We start from the raw sequence: 17980 nt of genomic DNA on the forward strand, positions 1-17980 counted from the left end.
GCCGCGTTATTGGCGCGGTGGGATCGACTGGATGCGCTATATCCCTGACACCGGCAGTGGCGGAGACTCCGTTTCTCGGCCAACCCCGGGGGGCCCTGCACCAGGCCACCCGGGGTCTACGCCTATCGGTCCGGACCAATCGCCGGCGCCGTCTCGGCTACCGGACGACATGCCGTCGGACCGGCAGACGGAAGTTTATTGCGGCACAACACCATCGCCGGTGATCGTGGCTCCCATCGGTGGGAATTGGAGAGTCCCGAGCCAAGGCAGCCATTACAGCCTTCCACCTGCCGGGGCCTGCCCGAATGCGGCGGTCAGCAAGGCCGCGCCGGCCAGCCCGCCACCGAGCCACATCGCGGCGGTGATGCCGATACCGTCGGCCGCGAACCCGCCGACCAGTGCGCCCATCGCGATCGCAGCGTTGAAAACGCTCGTGAGCAAGGCGGATACACCCTCACGGAAGTCGGGAGCGCCTGCGACGACCCAGGTCAGACTGCTGACCGAGACGCCACCATAGGCCAAGCCCCACACCACCATCAGCAGTCCGGCAACCAGCATCGATCCGCCCAGCGCGGGGAGCACGATCACGGTGATCGCCAGCACCGTGCTGATCGCGACGAGTGTCGTTCTCGGCGCGCGCGCCACGGAGCTGCCCGCGACAAAATTACCTACGACACCGGCGATTCCGTATACCAGCAGCAGCACGCCGATCATCTCCGAGCGCGCCCCCGAGACCTCCTCCAGCACCGGACGGACGTAGGTATATGCCGCGAAATGGCCCGTCACGAGGAACGCGACGATGAGCAGACCGGTCCGCACCCGAGGGTTCCCGGCCAGTCCGAGCACTCCGCCCAGCGAAACAACCCGATCCGCGGGCAGACCCGGCAGCAGCACCGCCGCCACCACCAAGACAAGCAGCGCCAGGCCTGCGGCGGCCGCGAACGCCATCCGCCAGCCTGCGAGCGCACCGATGAAGGCGCCCGCCGGAATGCCGAGCACCGACGCCACCGCGACGCCGCTGAACACCAGGGAGGTCGCCGATCCCGCGGACTTGGGTGGAACAAGGCGAACAGCCACCGCCGCCGCCATCGCCCACACTCCGCCCATCCCGATGCCGACGAGGACCCGCGCGAGGACCATCACTCCGAAATTCGGGGACCACGCGGCCCCCAGATTGCCGAGCACCAACACTGCCAGCAACCCGCCGAACACCCACCGCCGGTCGAACCGACCGAGCCCGGAGGTCAGCAGCGGCGCGGACACGGCCGCGACGACTCCCGTCACCGTCAGCGTTAGCCCGGCGGTACCCTCGCTGACCCGCAATCCGTCGCTCATCGGAGTGAGCAGCCCGACCGGAAGCATCTCCGAGGTGACGACCGTGAAGGTCGCCGCGGCCACTGCCCCGACGCCCAGCCAGCCGCGCGGCGTCGAGTCCTGTTCTGCGGGTGGCTCGCTCGCGACTTCATCGACCTGTGTCATGTCTTTCACTCAAGAGATCGACCGCACAGGAAACAACGGCGAAGCCCTCATAGTTCTATGAGCTGGGCTCATCGACCGTTGTCAACGGTGGAGCCCGGTACTGCGGCGGTGAGAGGAATGCGGATGGGCAGCCTGGAAGTACGCGAGATGGAGGCGTTTCTCGCGCTGGCCGAGGAACTCCACTTCGGCCGCGCAGGCGAGCGGCTCTACCTGTCGCAGAGTCGGGTGAGCCAGCTGTTGCGCACACTGGAACAGCGGGTCGGCGCGCGGCTTGTCGAACGCAGCAGCCGCCGGGTTAGGCTGACACCGCTCGGCGAGGACTTCCTCGCCGAACTGCGCCCCGCGTATTCCGCGCTCCAGGCAACAGTAGACGGGGCCCGCGCCGCCGCCCGCGGTGTACAAGGGCTGTTGCGCATCGGTTTTCAGGGCTCCTCGAGCAATGAGCTGATGGCGGCGATCGAGCTGTTCCACCGCAGGCATCCCGACTGCGCCACCGAATTGGTGGAGATCTCGCTGTCGGACCCCTTCGGCCCGGTGTATCGCAACGAGGTCGACGCGGCGCTGGTTCTCATGCCGATGCAGGAGCCGGATCTTGTGCTCGCGCAGGCCTTCCCGGCACAACCGCAAACCCTCGCGGTGGCGAGCAGGCATCCGTTCGCGACACGGGCGAGCTTATCGGCCGAGGAGCTCACCGAGTGCCCGCTGATCGGTCCGCGCGGACCGGCGCCGCACTACTGGCGCAGCGCCATCGCGCTGGAGGCCACCCCGGCCGGTCGCGCCATTCCCACCGGCCCCGCTGTCGGCACGCTGGAAGAGGGACTCGCCCTGGTGGCGGCGGGCCGCGGCGCGATGCTGCTGTGCCAGGCCGCCGCCGAGGAACACCGTCGCAGATCGGTCACGTTCGTGCCCGTCAGCGGGCTGGAGGGTTCACGCCTCGGCCTCGTCTGGCATCGCAACCACGAGACGGCCAGGGTGCGCGCCTTCGGAAAGGCCGTCGCGGCGGTGGAGTGAGTCAGCGCATCAGAATGGTGAGCCCGGCGATTGCGGCCATTACTTCCCGGCATGACGCGAAGTGCCCCGACCCCGATGGACAGGGTTGGGGCACTTGGCTTTTCAGGCCGAGGTGTTGGCCGGATCGGCGACGGTCGGGGTGCGGTCTTCGCGACGGGCGCGGCGGGCGTCTTCGAAGAACTCGCGGGAGAACATGGCCGAGAGAACGGCGACGCCCGCACGGTGAACGCGGAACTCGCTGCGAGCGCAGGTGCCGGTGAGGCGAATGACAGGGCCTGCCGCGTCCTTGGGGCGGGCGAAGTCCTTGACCCGGCCGCGGCCGGTCCACTGCAGATCGGTCTGGTCGATGACGGCGTCGTCGGGGACGAGCAGCTTGACCATCGCGTGGTCGAGGTCGGCATGCACCGCGATATCGCCGGTGATCCGCGGCGAGCGCAGGTCGATGACGAGGCTGCCGTAGCGGGCGGCCACCTCGAAAGTGTTGGCGTCGGTCCAGTTGCCGAGGCGCTTGGCGGTCTCGTGATCGACGTGGATTCGAGTGCTGCCTGCGGTGGGCTTGGTGGTCATTTCGGTGTCCTTTCGAGCGGCTTCGCTGATGAGTTGATAGTGACATAGGAACTAGTTTCTTGGCAACTAGTTTCCAAGAATCTAGTTGTCCGGATACCACTAGAATGGGTGCCATGACGGCATCGACGCAGTTCAAACGGTCTCCACTGGCGATGGCGCTGCTGGGCATCCTGCATCTGGAGCCGATGCACCCGTACGCCATCCAGCGCCGGATCAAGGAGTGGGGCAAGGACAAGGTCGTCAACGTCAGCCAGCGCGCCGCGCTCTACAAGACGATCGGCAGATTGCAGGACGCCGGACTGGTCGCGGTCCGCGAGACCGGACGCGACCAGCAGTACCCCGAGCGAACCGTCTACGCGATCACCGAAGCGGGCCGCGCGGCCTGCGGCGCCTGGCTGGCCGACATGATCGGCGATCCACGTAACGAGTACCCCGAATTCCCTGCGGCACTGTCGTTTCTGATGCTGCTCGGCCCGGACGGCGCCCGCATCGAACTGGAGCGGCGCGCACAATCCCTGCGCACCAAGCTCGCTGAGATGACGGCCGACGCCGAACAAGCCGCCGCCATGGCGTTGCCACGCGTGGTGATGCTGGAGGACGAATACCTGCGCGCCATCACCGAAGCCGAATCACGCTGGCTCGAAGGCGTTATCGCCGACCTGACCGCGGGCACTCTCACGTGGTCCTGGGAATCGCTCGCCCCGCATCACGACACCTATCCGGAAACGTCTTAGCACCATCCACTTTCACAGCAACACTGCCGCCGACGACGACGCACCCTCGAACAGACCCACGAAGCCACCGGCTCGGTACCCGAATCCCCGCGTCTCCGTCGTGATGAACGCATCGGTCGGAAATGCGTCCGGCCCAATGGATTCCGACACCGTCGACTCAGCATCGATGCCGCAACACAGTCGTCGGCCGGCTCTTGCGGCAGATCGGACGAAAGCTCGCACTGGATACGCGGCAACCGACGACCATGGATCCCGTGGCAGGACAATTTGTTCCGGTTCCGGACTGGGCAGCATGGGAAAACCAGGACTGTGGAGTCGCGATCGCGGACGTCAGCGGTGACGGCACGTCGGATGTCGTCGTCCTCACGGTGGATGACCCGCAAGGACAGAACATCGGACGCTACCGAGTCGGCGCCGGGGTCGCGGCCGATGGATCGGTGCAGGGTTGGGGGCCGTGGCTGGAGGTGCCGGACTGGTTCGGCTGGGAGAACCAGGGCGCCGGGGTCGCCGTCGCGGATCTGAACGGCAACGGCCGGGCCGATCTGGTGGTGTTCGTGGTCGACAACCCGCCGGGTCAGAATCAGGGGTACTACCGCATCGGGCGCGATCTGGCCGCCGATGGCACGGTGACCGGCGGCTGGACACCGTGGCTCGCGGTGAAGGACTGGTACGGATGGGAGAACCAGGGCGCCGACATCTGCCTCACCAGCATCGACGGGCAGCCGACGCTCGTAGTGCTTACGGTCGACAATCCGCCCGGCCAGAATACGGGGCAGTTCCGGCTTGCCAAGGGTCTGACGGTGGATGGCGCGGTCGACGAGTGGACACCATGGGTCGCGGTGCCCGATTGGTATGGCTGGGAAAACCAGGGCGCGGGTGTCGCGGCCGTGGACCTGGACGGCGACGGCAGGCCGGAGTTGATCGTCTTCGCGGTGGACAACCCCGACGGCGTCAACACGGGCCGCTACACCGTCGGCTGGGGCCTGGACGGCACCGGGCATGCCATCGACGGCTGGAGCGGCTGGGCGGCGGCGCCGCAGTGGGGACTGTACGAAAACCAAGGTGCGGCAATCACTGTGCTGCCTGCCGAGGAGGCCGCGCCGGAGTTGGTGGTGTTCACCATCGATGCGCCGCCCGGCGTCAACGCGGGCCTGCTGCGGGTGCTCGAACTCGACACCGATCTGCGGCATGCCGCGCACCTGGGGGTGTGGCGGATCCTCGATTTCGACACCGAGGTCAACCCGGTGCACGCCGCGCTGCTGCACACCGGCGACGTGCTGTTCTTCGCTGGTTCCGGCAACGACCCGGATCGCCATAACGCGCACGAATTCCGCACGCGCGTCTGGCATTACCCCAACCCGGGCCTCAGCGCGCCGGACACTCCGATCGATCTGTTCTGCGTCGGACAGGCATTCCTGCCGGACGGCAGACTGCTCGCGGCAGGCGGCACCGAGCGATACGACCCGTTCTACGGACTGCCGGACGCGCTCATCTTCGATCCCATCGCACTGACCTGGACCACGGTGCCGGACATGGCTTTCGGTCGTTGGTACCCGACGCTCGCGCCGCTGCCGAATGGCGATGTGCTCGCGGTCTCGGGCCTCGGCGCAGACAATTTCCTTTCGGTGGTTCCAGAACTGTTCGACCACACGACCGAAACCTGGTCGCCACTGCCGTCACCCGGCCCGATCCCGATGTACGGCCATCTGCAGTTGCTCGCCGACGGCAGGTTCTTCTACAGCGGCGGCCAGTACGGCGCGAACAACGGTATGCGCCCGTCGATCTGGGACCCGGCGACCGGAGCCACCGTCGAGGTGCCCGGGCTCGCCGACCCTGGTTCCCGCAATCAGGCCGCCAGCGTGCTGCTGCCGCCCGCCCAACTTCAACAGGTGATGATCCTCGGCGGCGGTGGGTTCGATATGCACAGTCCGGCACCGGCTTTGGCAGACACCAGGATCGTCGACTGCACCGCCGCGGCTCCCGCCTATCAGCCCGCGTCACCGATGGATCACGCCAGGATGCATCTGAGCGCGGTGCTCCTGCCGGACCGGACGGTGCTGGCGACCGGCGGCTCCGGCATGGAAGAGATGGCGCACGATGCGCCGCCGCATGCCGAGATCTTCGATCCGGCGATGGGCGCCTGGATGCACACCGGGCCCTCCCGGGTGCCCCGGCTCTACCACTCGATCGCGCTGCTCACCCCGGACGGCAAGGTGGTCACCGCGGGTTCGAACCCCGCCCGCAAGACCGAAGAACTCCGGATCGAAATCTTCTGGCCGTCCTATCTCTTCCGCGGACCGCGGCCACAGCTCGAACTGACCTCCGCCGCAGCGAGTTACGGCGCGACCGTCACCGCGACGACCACGGCCGACGTCCGCGAAGCCGCCCTCATGCGCCCCAGCGCCTGCACCCATTCCTGCGACAACGAGCAACGCCTCGTCGACCTCGAATTCACCACCACCGCACCGGGTTCGGTCACGTTCACCCTCCCGGTCAACCGAGCACTCGCTCCCCCGGGTTGGTATCTGATCAGCGTCGTGGACCAGCAGGGCATCCCCTCGCCCGGACAGTGGCTGCACCTGAGCTGAACCACCGCCGCGATGCCGAGCTTGTGATCGGCCACGACTTCTCCTCGCCCCGACTGTGGCCTGACGCTGATCCAGCGCTCCCTGGTCGGTTGACCGCCTGCGCCGGCTGGCGTGGCCGTAAGGTACCGGCCATGGTTCCCACCGAGAATTCCGAGCTGGTGCAGTCGGTCGTGGAGTCGTATCTGCTCGACGGACCGCGTCGCTACAGCAGGAACGAGGTCGCCGCGCAAGCCGGGGCGTCAACCCAGCTCACCGGGCGGCTGTGGGCGGCGCTCGGCTTTCCCGCTGTCGCCGACGATGCCGTCGACTACACCGACGCCGATGTCGCCGCGGTCCGTAATTTTCGCGCGCTGAATGTGCTGTCCTCGGCCGATGCCAGGCAGCAGGCCGCGACGGTGCGCACCCTTGGCCAGGGCGTGGCCAGGCTCGCGGAATGGCAGGTCGACCTGGTGCTCGCGGAGATCAACGCCCGCGTGGCCGAGGCCGAGCCCGGCGCCGACCCGGCCGATACGGTCCGCACCGCCACCGAAGCGGCGATTTCGACGCTCGAACACCTCAACGGCTACGCCTGGCGCCGCCACCTCGCCGCCGCGCTCGCCCGGTCACTCGACCCGGGGACGACGGCGGGCGAATCCGTCCGCGAGTTGGCGGTCGGCTTCGCCGATATGGTCGGCTATACCCGGCTGACCAGGCATCTACACCCCGATGAACTCGCGATGCTGCTCGAAGCGTTCGAATCGACCACGACCGCGGCGATCACCGAGAATGGCGGCTGGGTGATCAAGAACGTCGGCGACGAAGTTATGTTCGCCGCCGAGGATCCAGCCGATGCCGCACACATCGCACTGGCGATCCAGGAAAGCACCATGATGGTCGGCGGCACCCCCGACCTGCGCGTCGCCGTCGCCTACGGGCCCGTCCTGCAGCGCTTCGGCGACCTGTACGGCTCCGTGGTGAACATCGCATCCCGCCTCACCGGCGTCGCCCGCCCCGGCACCGTCCTGGTCGACGATGTAGCCGCCACTGCCCTGGCCGACAACCCCGAGTTCGACATCCGCAATCTCCGCAGTGTCCGCGTCCGCGGCTTCAACCGGCTGCGCCCGCACACCCTGCGCCGCAACGGCAAGAACAGGTAACCCACCACAACCTCGCGCCACCACTCGTCGCCGGGCGTGGAATGCGGCCCCTAAGCTCGTCGGGTGGATGTGGACTGGGCGCAGGTGCGACGGCAGTGTGTCGTGTTCGAGGACGCGGCGGTGGTGGCGTTGAACAAGCCCGCCGGGATTTCGGTGACCGGGGAGCGTCACGACAGCGATATCGTCGAGGCCGCGGCGGCGGCGGGCGAGACGCTGTATCCGGTGCATCGGATCGATAAAGTGACCTCCGGATTGGTGTTGCTCGCCAAGGAGCTCGGCGCGCACGGACAGTTGACCAGGCAGTTCAACAAGCAGACCGCAGAGAAGGCGTACCTGGCGATCGTCGAGTCGACCGGGCTGCCCGACCGCGGGGTCATCGAGCTGCCGCTCAGCGTCGGACGGAAGAACCGGGTCCGCATCGCGGCGCCGCGCGAGAGCATCCGCACCGTGGCGGATCGCTGGTTCGTCGACCAGGCAGACCTGTTGGACACCAAGAACTATCCGTCGATCACCCGGTTCTGGACGGTCCACCGCGCCGAGGACCACACAGTGCTGGCACTGCGCCCGATCACCGGCCGCCGCCACCAGATCCGCGTGCACCTGGCCTGGATCGGACACCCGATCGTCGGCGACCCGCTGTTCGACAAGTCCGGCCGCCACGAGCGCACGCACCTGCACTCATGGCAGCTCGGCTTGGCCGCACCGTGGCGCACTCCCCCGGAGCTCGCATTGACGGCGACACCGGGCCCGGATTTCTGGCGGCCCGTGCGCGCCGAGCAGCACGACGTCGAGGCGATCCTCGACCGAGCCGACCAGCTATTGCGCGACAGGTAATTTCGCAACGCGCCCCTGGCCGCCGTGCGGCAGCACGGACATCGCACCTTCGGCGGCGCCGATACCACGTTGTGCGGCGCGACAAGCGTTGCGCGACAGTTGATTATGTAACTCGTATTGCGAGTCGGCGCGGCGGCCGCGCATCGATTCAGTGGGGCCAGTTCGGTGAACGGCCCAGCATGGCGACGATGCCGTCGAGGGCGGAGTCGCCGGAGAAGCTGATTTCCGGGGCGAAGGCAGCACCGGGGGCGAGGCGGACTTCGCCCCCGGGGACAGCTTCCGCGACGACACGCGCCGCGGCCAGCAGGCGGTCGTCGAAACTCACTGTCCGGCCGAGAGTTCGGGCGACATCCCAGGAATGCACGACATAGTCGATGAAGTGGAAGCCGACGGCTTGGGCACCGGAGAATTCGAAGTCCGTGGTGAATTCCGGCAGCGGGAACTTCCGTTCGGGCACACCGTCCTCAGCAAAGGCCGCGATGACGTGCTCCGCGGCCGCCCGATAGCTCTCGGCGGGGTCATCGCCGAGCCGGCGCAGCTTCCACAGCGCCGGATCGCCCTCGCCTCGCGAAGCGGCCGCGAAGCCGTAGTGCTGGGCGATCATGTGCGTCAGCAGGCCGTGCAGCGTCCAGTCGGCGCAGGGCGTCGGCTTGGCGAGATCGGTCGTGGTCACGTGCGATACGAGTTCGATGCTGGTGCGCACCGCCTGCGCGTCGAGCGCGACCAGATCGGTGTCGATGGCATCGAGAATGCGCAGTGCGGCGCGGGGGTCCGAATCGATAGTCATGTCCTGCCCTTCCTCCAAATAGTAAGCTCACGCTCATCGTATGCATGCGCTTACTATTTGCCAAGCAGTATTTTCTACCTATGCCCGAAGCCAAGCGCCCAGATCTCGCCGCGATGATCGGGCCGCTCGGCCGCGCGCTCGTCGCGGCGGAGCTGCCCGTACTCGAGCGCCACAACCTGACCATGTGGGGCTACGTGGTGCTGCTCGGACTCGGCGACGAACCCGTCTATACCCAATCCGCGCTGGCCAAGGCGATCCGTGCGGACAAAACCCGCATCATCGGCGTGCTCGACGAACTACAACAGCGCGGGCTCATCCACCGCGCGCCCGATCCGGCCGACCGTCGCGCCCACCTGGTGTCGCTGACGCCCGCGGGCCGCAGCACCCGCGAACGCGCACAACGCGAGATCCAAGAGCAGGAAGATCGACTGCTCGCCCAGCTGAGTCCAGCGGATCGGCGCGCGTTCCTGCGCGCCTTGCAGACGCTGGCGGCAGCGACCGAGCAGCGATGACCCGGCGCGGCCCTATCACGGCCGCGGGGGCGTGCGTGCCGACACAAACCGCCGATATGGTTTCGGCCGGTGGCGAGGCTCATGGCGACGCGTAATGCGCAGGTCATCTAGCCTGATGGCGTGCCGTCTACACGACGCGGGCACACTCTGACGCAACGGAGCGATCCCCCAGAGAAAGCGAACGCCGATGATCCTGGTGGCTCAGGTCAGCGATACCCATTTCGATCTCGGCGCCCGCAACGCCGAACGCGTCGAACGAGTGCTGGCGTTCCTGGCCGACCTGCGACGCAAGCCCGACGCCATCCTGCTGACCGGCGACATCACCGATTCCGGCAAGCCCGATCAGTACGCCGAAGCGCGCGCGGCGCTGCGCACCGAGATCCCGGTATTCGCCATTCCGGGCAATCACGATGAGCGAGCCGCCTTCCGCACCGAACTGCTCGGCGAACCGGCCTCGACCGCACCGATCAACCACGCGCACCGCATCGGCGAGTTGACCGTCGTGCTGCTGGATTCGAGCATCCCCGGCCAGTCGCAAGGCCGCCTGAGCGACGAGACCTACGATTGGCTGCGTGGCGTGCTCGCCACGGCTCCCGCCGACGCACCAGTGCTGCTCGCGCTGCATCACCCGCCCGCCTATCTCTTCAGTCCTGTCATCGATGACATCTTGCTGACCGAGCCGGATCGCCTCGCCGATCTGGTCGCGGGCGACCAGCGCATCGTCGGCGTCGTCACCGGCCACGCCCACTCCGCGGTGGCGACGACCTTCGCCGGGCGGCCGCTGCTTGTGGCCCCGAGCACGGCGTCCGTACTCGGCGGCGAATGGGAACTAGACCTCCCCGACCACGTGATGGACTACGCTCCGGATCCCGCCCTCGCCCTGCACGTCATCGACGAAAACCACCGCATGACAACGCATTTCCGCAGCGTGCCGATGGGCGGCTGGATCGGAGTGCAACCGAACTGACCGCTATCGCCGCAGCGCGCGCTCGCGCCGGTAGGCGGCGGGTGTCGCACCGGTCCAGCGTTTGAAGGCGAAAATGAAGGTCGAAGACTCGGCGTACCCGAGGCGAATGGCGACGTCGCTCACCGAAAGCGGTGTGGCGGTGAGCATTTCCTCCGCGAGGGCGCGGCGTACCTCGTCGAGAAGGGCACGATAGCTGGTGCCCGCGGCGTCCAGGTGGCGGCGCAGTGTGCGGGTGCTCATATTGAGATTGCGTGCGACGGTGTCGATTCCGGCCGGCGCGGCGAATCCTTCGGCGCCGCCGGGCACCAGCAGCTCGCGCACCTCCGCCGCGATGCCGGTGCGGGCACGGCGGCGGTCGACCAGGTCACGGCACTGCGCGAGACAGATCGCCCAGGTGTGCTCGTTCGCCTGCGGCAGTGGTTGTTCCAGCATCGCGGGCTCGATGGCGAACAGGTTGTGCATGCGCCCGAACTGCGCTCGCACCCCCAAGACCTCCGTGAGCCGGTCGGCGTATACCGGTTCGGCGAAACGGAATTCGGCGCGAGCGAGCGAGAAAGGCGTGCCGAGCAGGTCGCTCATGACCTGATGCATGGCGGTCACGTCACGTTCCACCAGGAACTGCCGTACATCGGCGGGTATCGACTCGTCGTGCACCCAGGCGACGAATTCGCCCGCCCGCCATTGCGCGACGGGCAGGCAGAAGGTGAAACTCAGCTCCAGATAGCGCAGCGCGAACAGGATCGCCTCGCCGAGGGTCGGGCTGCTGACGCAGGCGAAGCCGAAGATCCCGAAGGTGGTGATCCGGTAGCGGCGGCCGACCTCGACGCCGAGGGCGGGATGATCGGCCAGCGCGCGCACCAGGTTGCGCACGACGGTGAGCTCGATGTGCGCGTCGATCTGCGCGTCCGGGTCCCGCAGCGTCGCCTCGGTCAGCCCGGTGCCCGCGAGCATCCGCGCCGCGGGCACGCCCTGCTCACCCGCGTAGCCGACCATGAGCACCACGCTGGCGATCCCGCGCGGGAAGTTCCAGTCGCGGATTCCCGGATCCTGCACCCGTTCCACAGGAGCCATTATGGCCGAAAATCTCGATCCTCCGTGCCGGACGGTCCTAGAGTGGTAGGGAAAGCACTGCTGTGAGGGGTGTCACATGAACGCGGACAACCAGCCGTCGGTCATCATCATCGGATCCGGCTTCGGCGGCATCGGGATGGCCATAGAACTGCGCCGCAACGGTTTCGACGACATCACCATCCTGGAGCGGGCCGCCGATATCGGCGGCGTCTGGCGGGAGAACACCTACCCCGGCGCCGCCTGTGACGTGCCGTCGCCGCTGTATTCGTTCTCCTATGAGCCGAAGCCGGACTGGCCGCAGCGCTACTCCGGACGGGCCGCCATCCACGACTATCTGCGCGGCGTCGCCGACCGGCACCACCTGCTCGAGCGCATCCACTTCGGCGCCGAGGTGACCGATGCCGAGTTCGACGACGTCACGGGCCGCTGGACCGTGCGGACCACCGACGGGACCGCGAGAACCGCCGATGTGCTGATCCCCGCCGTCGGCCAGCTCTCACGCCCCGCCATGCCCAATATCCCCGGCATCGACACCTTCGCGGGCCGGGCCTTCCACTCCGCCGAATGGGACCACGGCGTCGAGCTCACCGGAAAACGGGTGGCCTGCATCGGCACCGGCGCCAGCGCCGTCCAATACATCCCGCAGATCCAGCCGTCGGTCGCTCACCTGACGCTGTTCCAGCGCACTCCGGCCTGGGTGCTGCCCAAGTTCGACACCGACTACAAGCCGATCCAGCACAAATTATTCGCACGGTTGCCCGGCGCGCTACTGGCCGAGCGATTCGGATGGTGGGCCATCGCCGAATTCGTGGCGCTCGGTCTGGTCGAATTCCCGCGGATCGCCGGGATGGTCGGCGGCGTCGCGACACGGCACCTGGAAGAGCAGATCACCGATCCGGAACTGCGTGCCAAGCTCAGCCCGGACTATCCGATCGGCTGCAAGCGCGGGCTGTTCTCCAATGACTATTTCCCCGCGCTGACCCAACCGAACGTGCGGGTGGAGACCGCGGCCATCACCGAGATCACCCCTGACGGCCTGCGCACCGCCGACGGCACGGCACACCGCGCGGACGTGATCATCTACGGGACCGGCTTCAAGGGCACCGAATTCCTGTGGCCCATCAATATCTACGGCCGCGCGGGCCGCAAGCTCTCCGATGCCTGGCAGGGCGGCGCGCACGCCTACTACGGCATCACGGTGCCGGATTTCCCGAATCTGTTCCTCGTCTACGGGCCGAACACCAATCTCGGTGTCGGCTCGATCATCTACATGATCGAATCCCAGGCCCGCTATATCCGCAAAGCGATCGAACTGCTCGCCGCCAACCCCGGCCACTACCTCGAGGTACGCGCCGAGCCGGAACAGCGCTTCAACACCGCCCTGCAACAACGTCTGGCCAAGACACCGTGGAACTTCTGTTCCAGCTGGTACCGCAACGCGTCGGGCCGCATCACCAACAACTGGCCGGGCACTCAGATCAGCTACCGCCGCAAACTCCGCAGGGTGAACGCCGCCGACTACACCCTGACTCACGCCGCCTGACCGCGCCGTCGCGGGGCGGCTGTGGCCCGGCGACGGCGCCTCCCGGCCCACACCACGACCGGCTCCGAGCGCGGCGATGGGCGGGCCGCAACCTCGGCGGACCCGAGCGCGGCGCGGTGGGAACGGGCAGACTTGTTGCGTGAACGATCTGCCCTCGGCCGCAGGCCCCATCGAGCGCGGACCGCTGCGCCCGATCGAATTGGCCACCGCTGCGGTGCTGGGCGGTGTCACGGTAGGGCTGGTCACGATCGGATCGGTGATCCCGTTCGCCGCCGGACTACAACTGGTCGCCGCAGTGCCGCTCGCCCTGCTGGCTTACCGCTATCGGCTGCGTGCCCTGCTCACCGCCACCATCGCCGCCGCCCTGGTCACCTTCGTCGCCGCGGGCATCGCGCCGGCCATCAGCCTGGTGAGCGCCGCCACTCTCGCGGGCATCATCGGCACGGTCAAGCGCCGTGGCGGCGGGCTGTTCGCGGTGCTCGCACTCGCGGTGCTCGCCGGGCTGGCGTGGGCCGCCTTCGCCGTCGGAAACCTGCTGGTTTTCTCCCGGTCCCGCAACCTGCTGTTCGACAGCATCCGCAATCTCGCGCACGGCTTCGAGAACCTCGCGGCGCGGCAGCCACAAACGGAGCCGCTCGGGCGGCTCGCCGCCGACCTCACCGACACCGTGATCGCATCGTGGTGGGTCTGGATCGCCGTGGCGATGACCGCCGGGATCGTGCTGAGCGCGGTGTTCTCCTGGTTCGTCCTCGGCTCGGTATTGGACCGGCTTGCCGACCTGCCCGGCCGCGATCGGCTCGATGCGCCGCCCGACGACCGCCCCATCGCACCGCTGCCGGTGACGCTGCGCGATGTCACCTTCCGCTACCCGGGGGCGGCGGTGGACGCCTTGCACGGCATCGACCTCACCGTCGCCATCGATGAGTTCGTGGCGATCGTGGGCCACAACGGCTCCGGCAAATCGACGCTGACCCGGCTGCTCGCCGGCCACCCGCCGACTTCGGGCGCCGTGCACCGTCCGGGATCCGCGGGTCTCGGCCACCTCGGCGGGACCGCGCTGGTGCTGCAGCGGCCCGAGAGCCAGACCCTCGGCGTGCTCGTGGCCGACGACGTGGTGTGGGGCCTGTCCGAGGCGCTGGCCGCCGCGGTCGACATCGACGCGCTGCTGCGCGAGGTCGGCCTCGAGGACATGGGCGACAAGGAGACCGCGACCCTCTCCGGCGGCCAGCAGCAGCGGCTCGCGGTCGCCGCGGCGCTGGCGCGGCGTCCGACGCTGCTCATCGCCGACGAGGCCACCTCGATGATCGATCCCGACGGCCGCCGGGACCTGGTCACGCTGCTGGCCGGACTGCCGAAACGACACCATATGGCCGTGGTGCTGGTGACCCATCACGAAGCCGATGCCGCGGCCGCCGATCGGGTCGTGCACCTGTCGAGCGGGCGCACCGTCGAGCACTTGCCCGCCTGGCCGCTGCCGGTGCGTGACGCACGCCGCAGGCCCATGGGCGAGCCGGTGCTGGAGCTGCGCGACGTCCGGCACACCTACAACCGTGGAACGCCTTGGGAGACACCGGCATTGCACTCGGTCGACCTCTCGGTCCGGCGCGGTGAAGCGCTGCTGATCGTCGGCGGCAATGGATCAGGCAAATCCACCCTCGCCTGGATCATGGCCGGACTGATCGAACCGAGCTCGGGCCGCTGCGAACTCGCGGGCAAGCCGATCGCCAAACGAATCGGCCGAGTCGCGCTGGCGTTCCAGCATTCTCGGTTGCAGATGCAGAAGCAGACGGTCGGCGCGGAAATCGCCGACTGGGGCGGGCGGGCCACCGGCTCCGGCGCGGTGGGGCGCGCCTTGGACGCCGTCGGCCTGGATCGGCGGCTGGCCGCGCGATCCATCGAGGAGCTCAGCGGCGGGCAGGCGAAGCGGGTGGTGCTTGCGGCCATCGTGGCCAGCAACCCGCAGGTCGTCGTACTCGACGAACCGCTGGCAGGCCTGGACCCCGAGGGGCGCGCCGATGTCGTCGAACTCCTCGCCCGCCTCCGCGATTCCGGTCTCACCCTGATCGTCATCTCGCACGACGTCGACGATCTGGCCGGAGTGTGTGATCGGACCGTGCACTTGCAGTCCGGACGCGTCCTCGGGGCCGCGCCGGTGCCCGACACCGCCGATGCGCCCGATGTGCCCGCACCACACCTCGATCCACGTGCCGCGACAGCGTGGCGCCTCGAGCACGGAGGACGATGATGAGCGCAGTCCTCTTCCGCGAAGTCCCGGTGTCCAGCCCGGTGCACAGCCTCTGGGCGGGCACCAAAATGATTGCGGCGTTTCTGATCAGCCTGCTGCTGATGTTCCAGCCGTCGTGGCCGGTACTCGGCGTCGTCGTCGTGTTTCTGCTGCTGATCGGCGTGATCGCCCGGCTGCCGCTCGGCACGCTGCCGCGACTGCCCTGGTGGTTCTGGGCGTTGCTCGGCGTCGGCGCGCTGATCAATGTCCCGGTCGGCGGCACGGCCGTGTTGCGCTATACGCAGATCGCGACATTCGGCCTGGTCCTGCTCGCCGCGTCGCTCATGATCGCCTGGACCACACCGCTCGGCGATGTCGCACCCGCCCTCGCCAAGATGGCGGCGCCACTGCGCAGACTTCGGTTGCCCGTGGATGAATGGGCCGTTGTCGTCGCCCTCACGCTGCGTGGTCTGCCGCTGCTCATGGACGAGATGCGGGTACTGCGAGCGGCCCGCAGGCTGCGGCCGAAGGATGGCATGTTGCAGCGCGCCGCCGATAATCCGCTGATCGATATCCTCACCGCCGCGATGGCGGTGTCCACCCGCCGCGCAGGCGAATTGGGTGAGGCGATCACCGCCCGCGGCGGCACCGGCCAACTCACCGCGCACCCCAGCGCTCCCGGTCGCCGCGACGCGATCGCGCTTGCCGTCGTCGTCGCTGTCTGCGTCGGCGCGATCGGGCTCGATCTGCTGCTCTGACTCCCCCGTTGGCACCCGTGCGCGGCAGCCGACGGGGCTCGTCGCCCTGCGGCACTGCTGGTCGCGACCAACGCGTGGCAGACGTCGGATTCGCCCGCGGCAGGGCGATACTGGCCGGTGTGACCGACAGCGACGACGACGTTCCGGCCTGGCAGCGCAGGACGGCGGGTGAGTCGCGGATCGCGGCCACCGCCGCGGTGTTGGCGATCGTGGTGCTGCAAGTCCTGCTGCCGAATCAGTTCATGCCGGAGCCCGTGTGGCTGTTGCCCGCGCTGGAGGTGGTGGTCCTCGGGTTCCTCCTGGCGGCGAATCCCGTGCGGATCGACCGCGAGGAGACCTGGCTGCGGTGGGGCGGACTTGCCCTCATCGGGCTGTTGGCGCTGGCGACCGCGTGGTCGGCCGATCGGCTGGTGGTCGGGCTGATCGATAGGACGCTCAGCGATGACCCGGCGAAATTGCTCGGCTCCGGCGGCGCCATCTGGTTGACCAATGTGGTCGTGTTCGGGTTGGGCTATTGGGAGTTCGACCGCGGCGGTCCCGCCGCGCGAGCGCACGCGCGCACAACGTTGCCGGACTTCCTGTTCGTGCAGATGCAGAACCCGGAACTGGCCGAGCCCGAATGGGAGCCGCAGTTCGTGGACTACCTGTACCTGGCGTTCACCAACGCGACAGCCTTCAGTCCGACCGATGTGATGCCGATGTCACGATGGGCGAAGACGATGATGATGGCGCAGTCGTCGATATCACTTGTCCTGGCGGCGTTGGTGATCGCGCGCGCGATCAATGTGCTGAACTGACCACAGTCGGCCACGCCTGGCCGTATAGCGAAGCGCTATAGCGGATTTCGCAACCTGAAACAGAAATGATTACCCCTCAAACAGTGGTCCAAACACTCGTCCGCGCGGTACGGTGACCTTCGCAGTCCCTGTTCTCTGGATCACATCAAGTCTCTACACGCACGTTCGGGGGAAGGAATTTCGGCGTGTGTGGCGTTGGGTAGAGCTTGAAACCTGATGAAGATTGGAACACTCCAATGATTCTCCGCAAGATCACTGCGGCCGCAGTCCCGATCGTCGCCGCGGTGGCGGTCGGCGCGGGCACCTCCCATGCGCAACCGGCGACCGCACCCGAGATCGGGTACGAGACAAAGGTGGTCGGCGGCAAGGTCGTCACCACGCTGACCGGCGGGGTGTTCGAGGTGGCCGGCAACTCGGTCGACATCAAGGACCCGGCGGGCAACACGGTGGTCACGCTGCCGCTGTCGTTCCGCCAGGACGGACTCGAGTTCCCGCTGCCGCACGCCGTGCACAACGCGGGCCGGGTACTCGAGCTGACCCCGGTCAAGGACTACGCGCAGGCCCGCCAGGCGCCCTTGGCCGCGATCGCATCGCCCTCGGAGAACCAGCAGGCCCAGGACACATTCCTGTCGCAGTTCGGAATCGCCACGGCGGTGGGCGGTTTCATCGGCACGGTGCTCGGCGCTCTGGTCGGGCTGACCGGCATCGTCAGCGGACCGGGCGTGATCGCCAGCGTTGTCGCGGGCGCCGCGATCGGTGGCGTCATCGGCACCATCGTGGTGGGCGGGCCCGCACTCGTGATCGCGGGCATCGACCTGGTCAGCACCCTGACCGCCCCGCCGGGAACCACGAAGTTCGCCGAACCGGCGAACCCGGTGCGCTAGGTCGACACCCCCAGGGCGGGGGGGGGGGGGGGCCCCCCGGGGGGGGGGGGGGGGGTTTTTGGGTTTAATAAAGCGGCAACAAGCCGCC

At 68.0% G+C, this 17980-nt stretch carries 16 protein-coding genes; 12 read left to right on the plus strand and 4 right to left on the minus strand.

The features are described 5' to 3' along the window. Nucleotides 1-273: 273 nt before the first annotated feature. Complete coding sequence (locus ACFU4Z_RS02270; protein WP_379059042.1) at nucleotides 274-1479, minus strand: MFS transporter; 1206 nt, start codon at nucleotides 1477-1479, stop codon at nucleotides 274-276. A gap of 123 nt (nucleotides 1480-1602) precedes the next feature. Between ACFU4Z_RS02270 and ACFU4Z_RS02275 the strand changes: the two genes are divergently transcribed. After that, complete coding sequence (locus ACFU4Z_RS02275) at nucleotides 1603-2490, plus strand: LysR family transcriptional regulator (protein WP_379059045.1); 888 nt, start codon at nucleotides 1603-1605, stop codon at nucleotides 2488-2490. A 102-nt stretch (nucleotides 2491-2592) separates the two neighbouring features. On the opposite strand, the gene ACFU4Z_RS02280 is transcribed toward ACFU4Z_RS02275, so the two are convergent. Then, the gene (locus tag ACFU4Z_RS02280) at nucleotides 2593-3057 is read right to left on the minus strand and encodes a hypothetical protein (protein WP_379059048.1); all 465 of its coding nucleotides are present in this window, start codon (nucleotides 3055-3057) and stop codon (nucleotides 2593-2595) included. 113 nt (nucleotides 3058-3170) lie between these two features. Between ACFU4Z_RS02280 and ACFU4Z_RS02285 the strand changes: the two genes are divergently transcribed. From ACFU4Z_RS02285 to ACFU4Z_RS02300, 4 genes are all read left to right on the plus strand, one after another. After that, the gene (locus ACFU4Z_RS02285; RefSeq protein ID WP_379059051.1) at nucleotides 3171-3791 is read left to right on the plus strand and encodes a PadR family transcriptional regulator; all 621 of its coding nucleotides are present in this window, start codon (nucleotides 3171-3173) and stop codon (nucleotides 3789-3791) included. Nucleotides 3792-4045: 254 nt separating this feature from the next. After that, complete coding sequence (locus tag ACFU4Z_RS02290; protein WP_379059054.1) at nucleotides 4046-6379, plus strand: galactose oxidase-like domain-containing protein; 2334 nt, start codon at nucleotides 4046-4048, stop codon at nucleotides 6377-6379. Between the two features lie 131 nt (nucleotides 6380-6510). After that, a complete protein-coding gene (locus ACFU4Z_RS02295) occupies nucleotides 6511-7515 on the plus strand; it encodes an adenylate/guanylate cyclase domain-containing protein (protein ID WP_379059056.1) in 1005 nt (334 codons plus the stop codon). 63 nt (nucleotides 7516-7578) lie between these two features. Next, nucleotides 7579-8349: an RluA family pseudouridine synthase gene (locus ACFU4Z_RS02300; RefSeq protein ID WP_379059059.1), complete on the plus strand. Its 771-nt coding sequence runs from the start codon at nucleotides 7579-7581 to the stop codon at nucleotides 8347-8349. Nucleotides 8350-8497: 148 nt separating this feature from the next. Here ACFU4Z_RS02300 and ACFU4Z_RS02305 read toward each other — a convergent pair whose 3' ends face one another. Continuing rightward, nucleotides 8498-9136, minus strand: coding sequence for a TIGR03086 family metal-binding protein (locus tag ACFU4Z_RS02305; RefSeq protein WP_379059061.1), 639 nt, complete (start codon nucleotides 9134-9136; stop codon nucleotides 8498-8500). A gap of 80 nt (nucleotides 9137-9216) precedes the next feature. Here ACFU4Z_RS02305 and ACFU4Z_RS02310 point away from each other — a divergent pair, with 80 nt between their 5' ends. Both ACFU4Z_RS02310 and ACFU4Z_RS02315 read left to right on the plus strand, forming a co-directional pair. Continuing rightward, complete coding sequence (locus ACFU4Z_RS02310) at nucleotides 9217-9648, plus strand: MarR family winged helix-turn-helix transcriptional regulator (protein ID WP_379059064.1); 432 nt, start codon at nucleotides 9217-9219, stop codon at nucleotides 9646-9648. A gap of 187 nt (nucleotides 9649-9835) precedes the next feature. Further along, nucleotides 9836-10615 carry a metallophosphoesterase gene (locus ACFU4Z_RS02315; protein ID WP_379059067.1) on the plus strand — a complete coding sequence of 260 codons (780 nt, stop codon included), beginning with the start codon at nucleotides 9836-9838 and terminating at the stop codon, nucleotides 10613-10615. 3 nt (nucleotides 10616-10618) lie between these two features. On the opposite strand, the gene ACFU4Z_RS02320 is transcribed toward ACFU4Z_RS02315, so the two are convergent. Continuing rightward, nucleotides 10619-11677, minus strand: a complete 1059-nt coding sequence (locus ACFU4Z_RS02320) for an AraC family transcriptional regulator (protein WP_379059069.1) — start codon at nucleotides 11675-11677, stop codon at nucleotides 10619-10621. An 85-nt stretch (nucleotides 11678-11762) separates the two neighbouring features. Between ACFU4Z_RS02320 and ACFU4Z_RS02325 the strand changes: the two genes are divergently transcribed. From ACFU4Z_RS02325 to ACFU4Z_RS02345, 5 genes are all read left to right on the plus strand, one after another. Next, nucleotides 11763-13229 (plus strand): flavin-containing monooxygenase, encoded by a 1467-nt coding sequence (locus tag ACFU4Z_RS02325; protein WP_379059072.1) that lies wholly within the window; start codon nucleotides 11763-11765, stop codon nucleotides 13227-13229. 139 nt (nucleotides 13230-13368) lie between these two features. Beyond that, a complete protein-coding gene (locus ACFU4Z_RS02330; RefSeq protein ID WP_379059074.1) occupies nucleotides 13369-15474 on the plus strand; it encodes an ABC transporter ATP-binding protein in 2106 nt (701 codons plus the stop codon). Further along, nucleotides 15474-16211 carry a CbiQ family ECF transporter T component gene (locus tag ACFU4Z_RS02335; RefSeq protein ID WP_379059077.1) on the plus strand — a complete coding sequence of 246 codons (738 nt, stop codon included), beginning with the start codon at nucleotides 15474-15476 and terminating at the stop codon, nucleotides 16209-16211. The genes ACFU4Z_RS02330 and ACFU4Z_RS02335 overlap by 1 nt, the downstream gene beginning before the upstream one ends. A gap of 119 nt (nucleotides 16212-16330) precedes the next feature. After that, nucleotides 16331-17008, plus strand: coding sequence for a hypothetical protein (locus ACFU4Z_RS02340; RefSeq protein WP_379059080.1), 678 nt, complete (start codon nucleotides 16331-16333; stop codon nucleotides 17006-17008). 236 nt (nucleotides 17009-17244) lie between these two features. Beyond that, nucleotides 17245-17892, plus strand: a complete 648-nt coding sequence (locus ACFU4Z_RS02345) for an ammonium transporter (RefSeq protein WP_379059082.1) — start codon at nucleotides 17245-17247, stop codon at nucleotides 17890-17892. Nucleotides 17893-17980 lie beyond the last annotated feature (88 nt).

It is taken from the genome of Nocardia sp. NPDC057440, assembly GCF_042802915.1.
In the GTDB taxonomy this organism is placed as follows: domain Bacteria; phylum Actinomycetota; class Actinomycetes; order Mycobacteriales; family Mycobacteriaceae; genus Nocardia.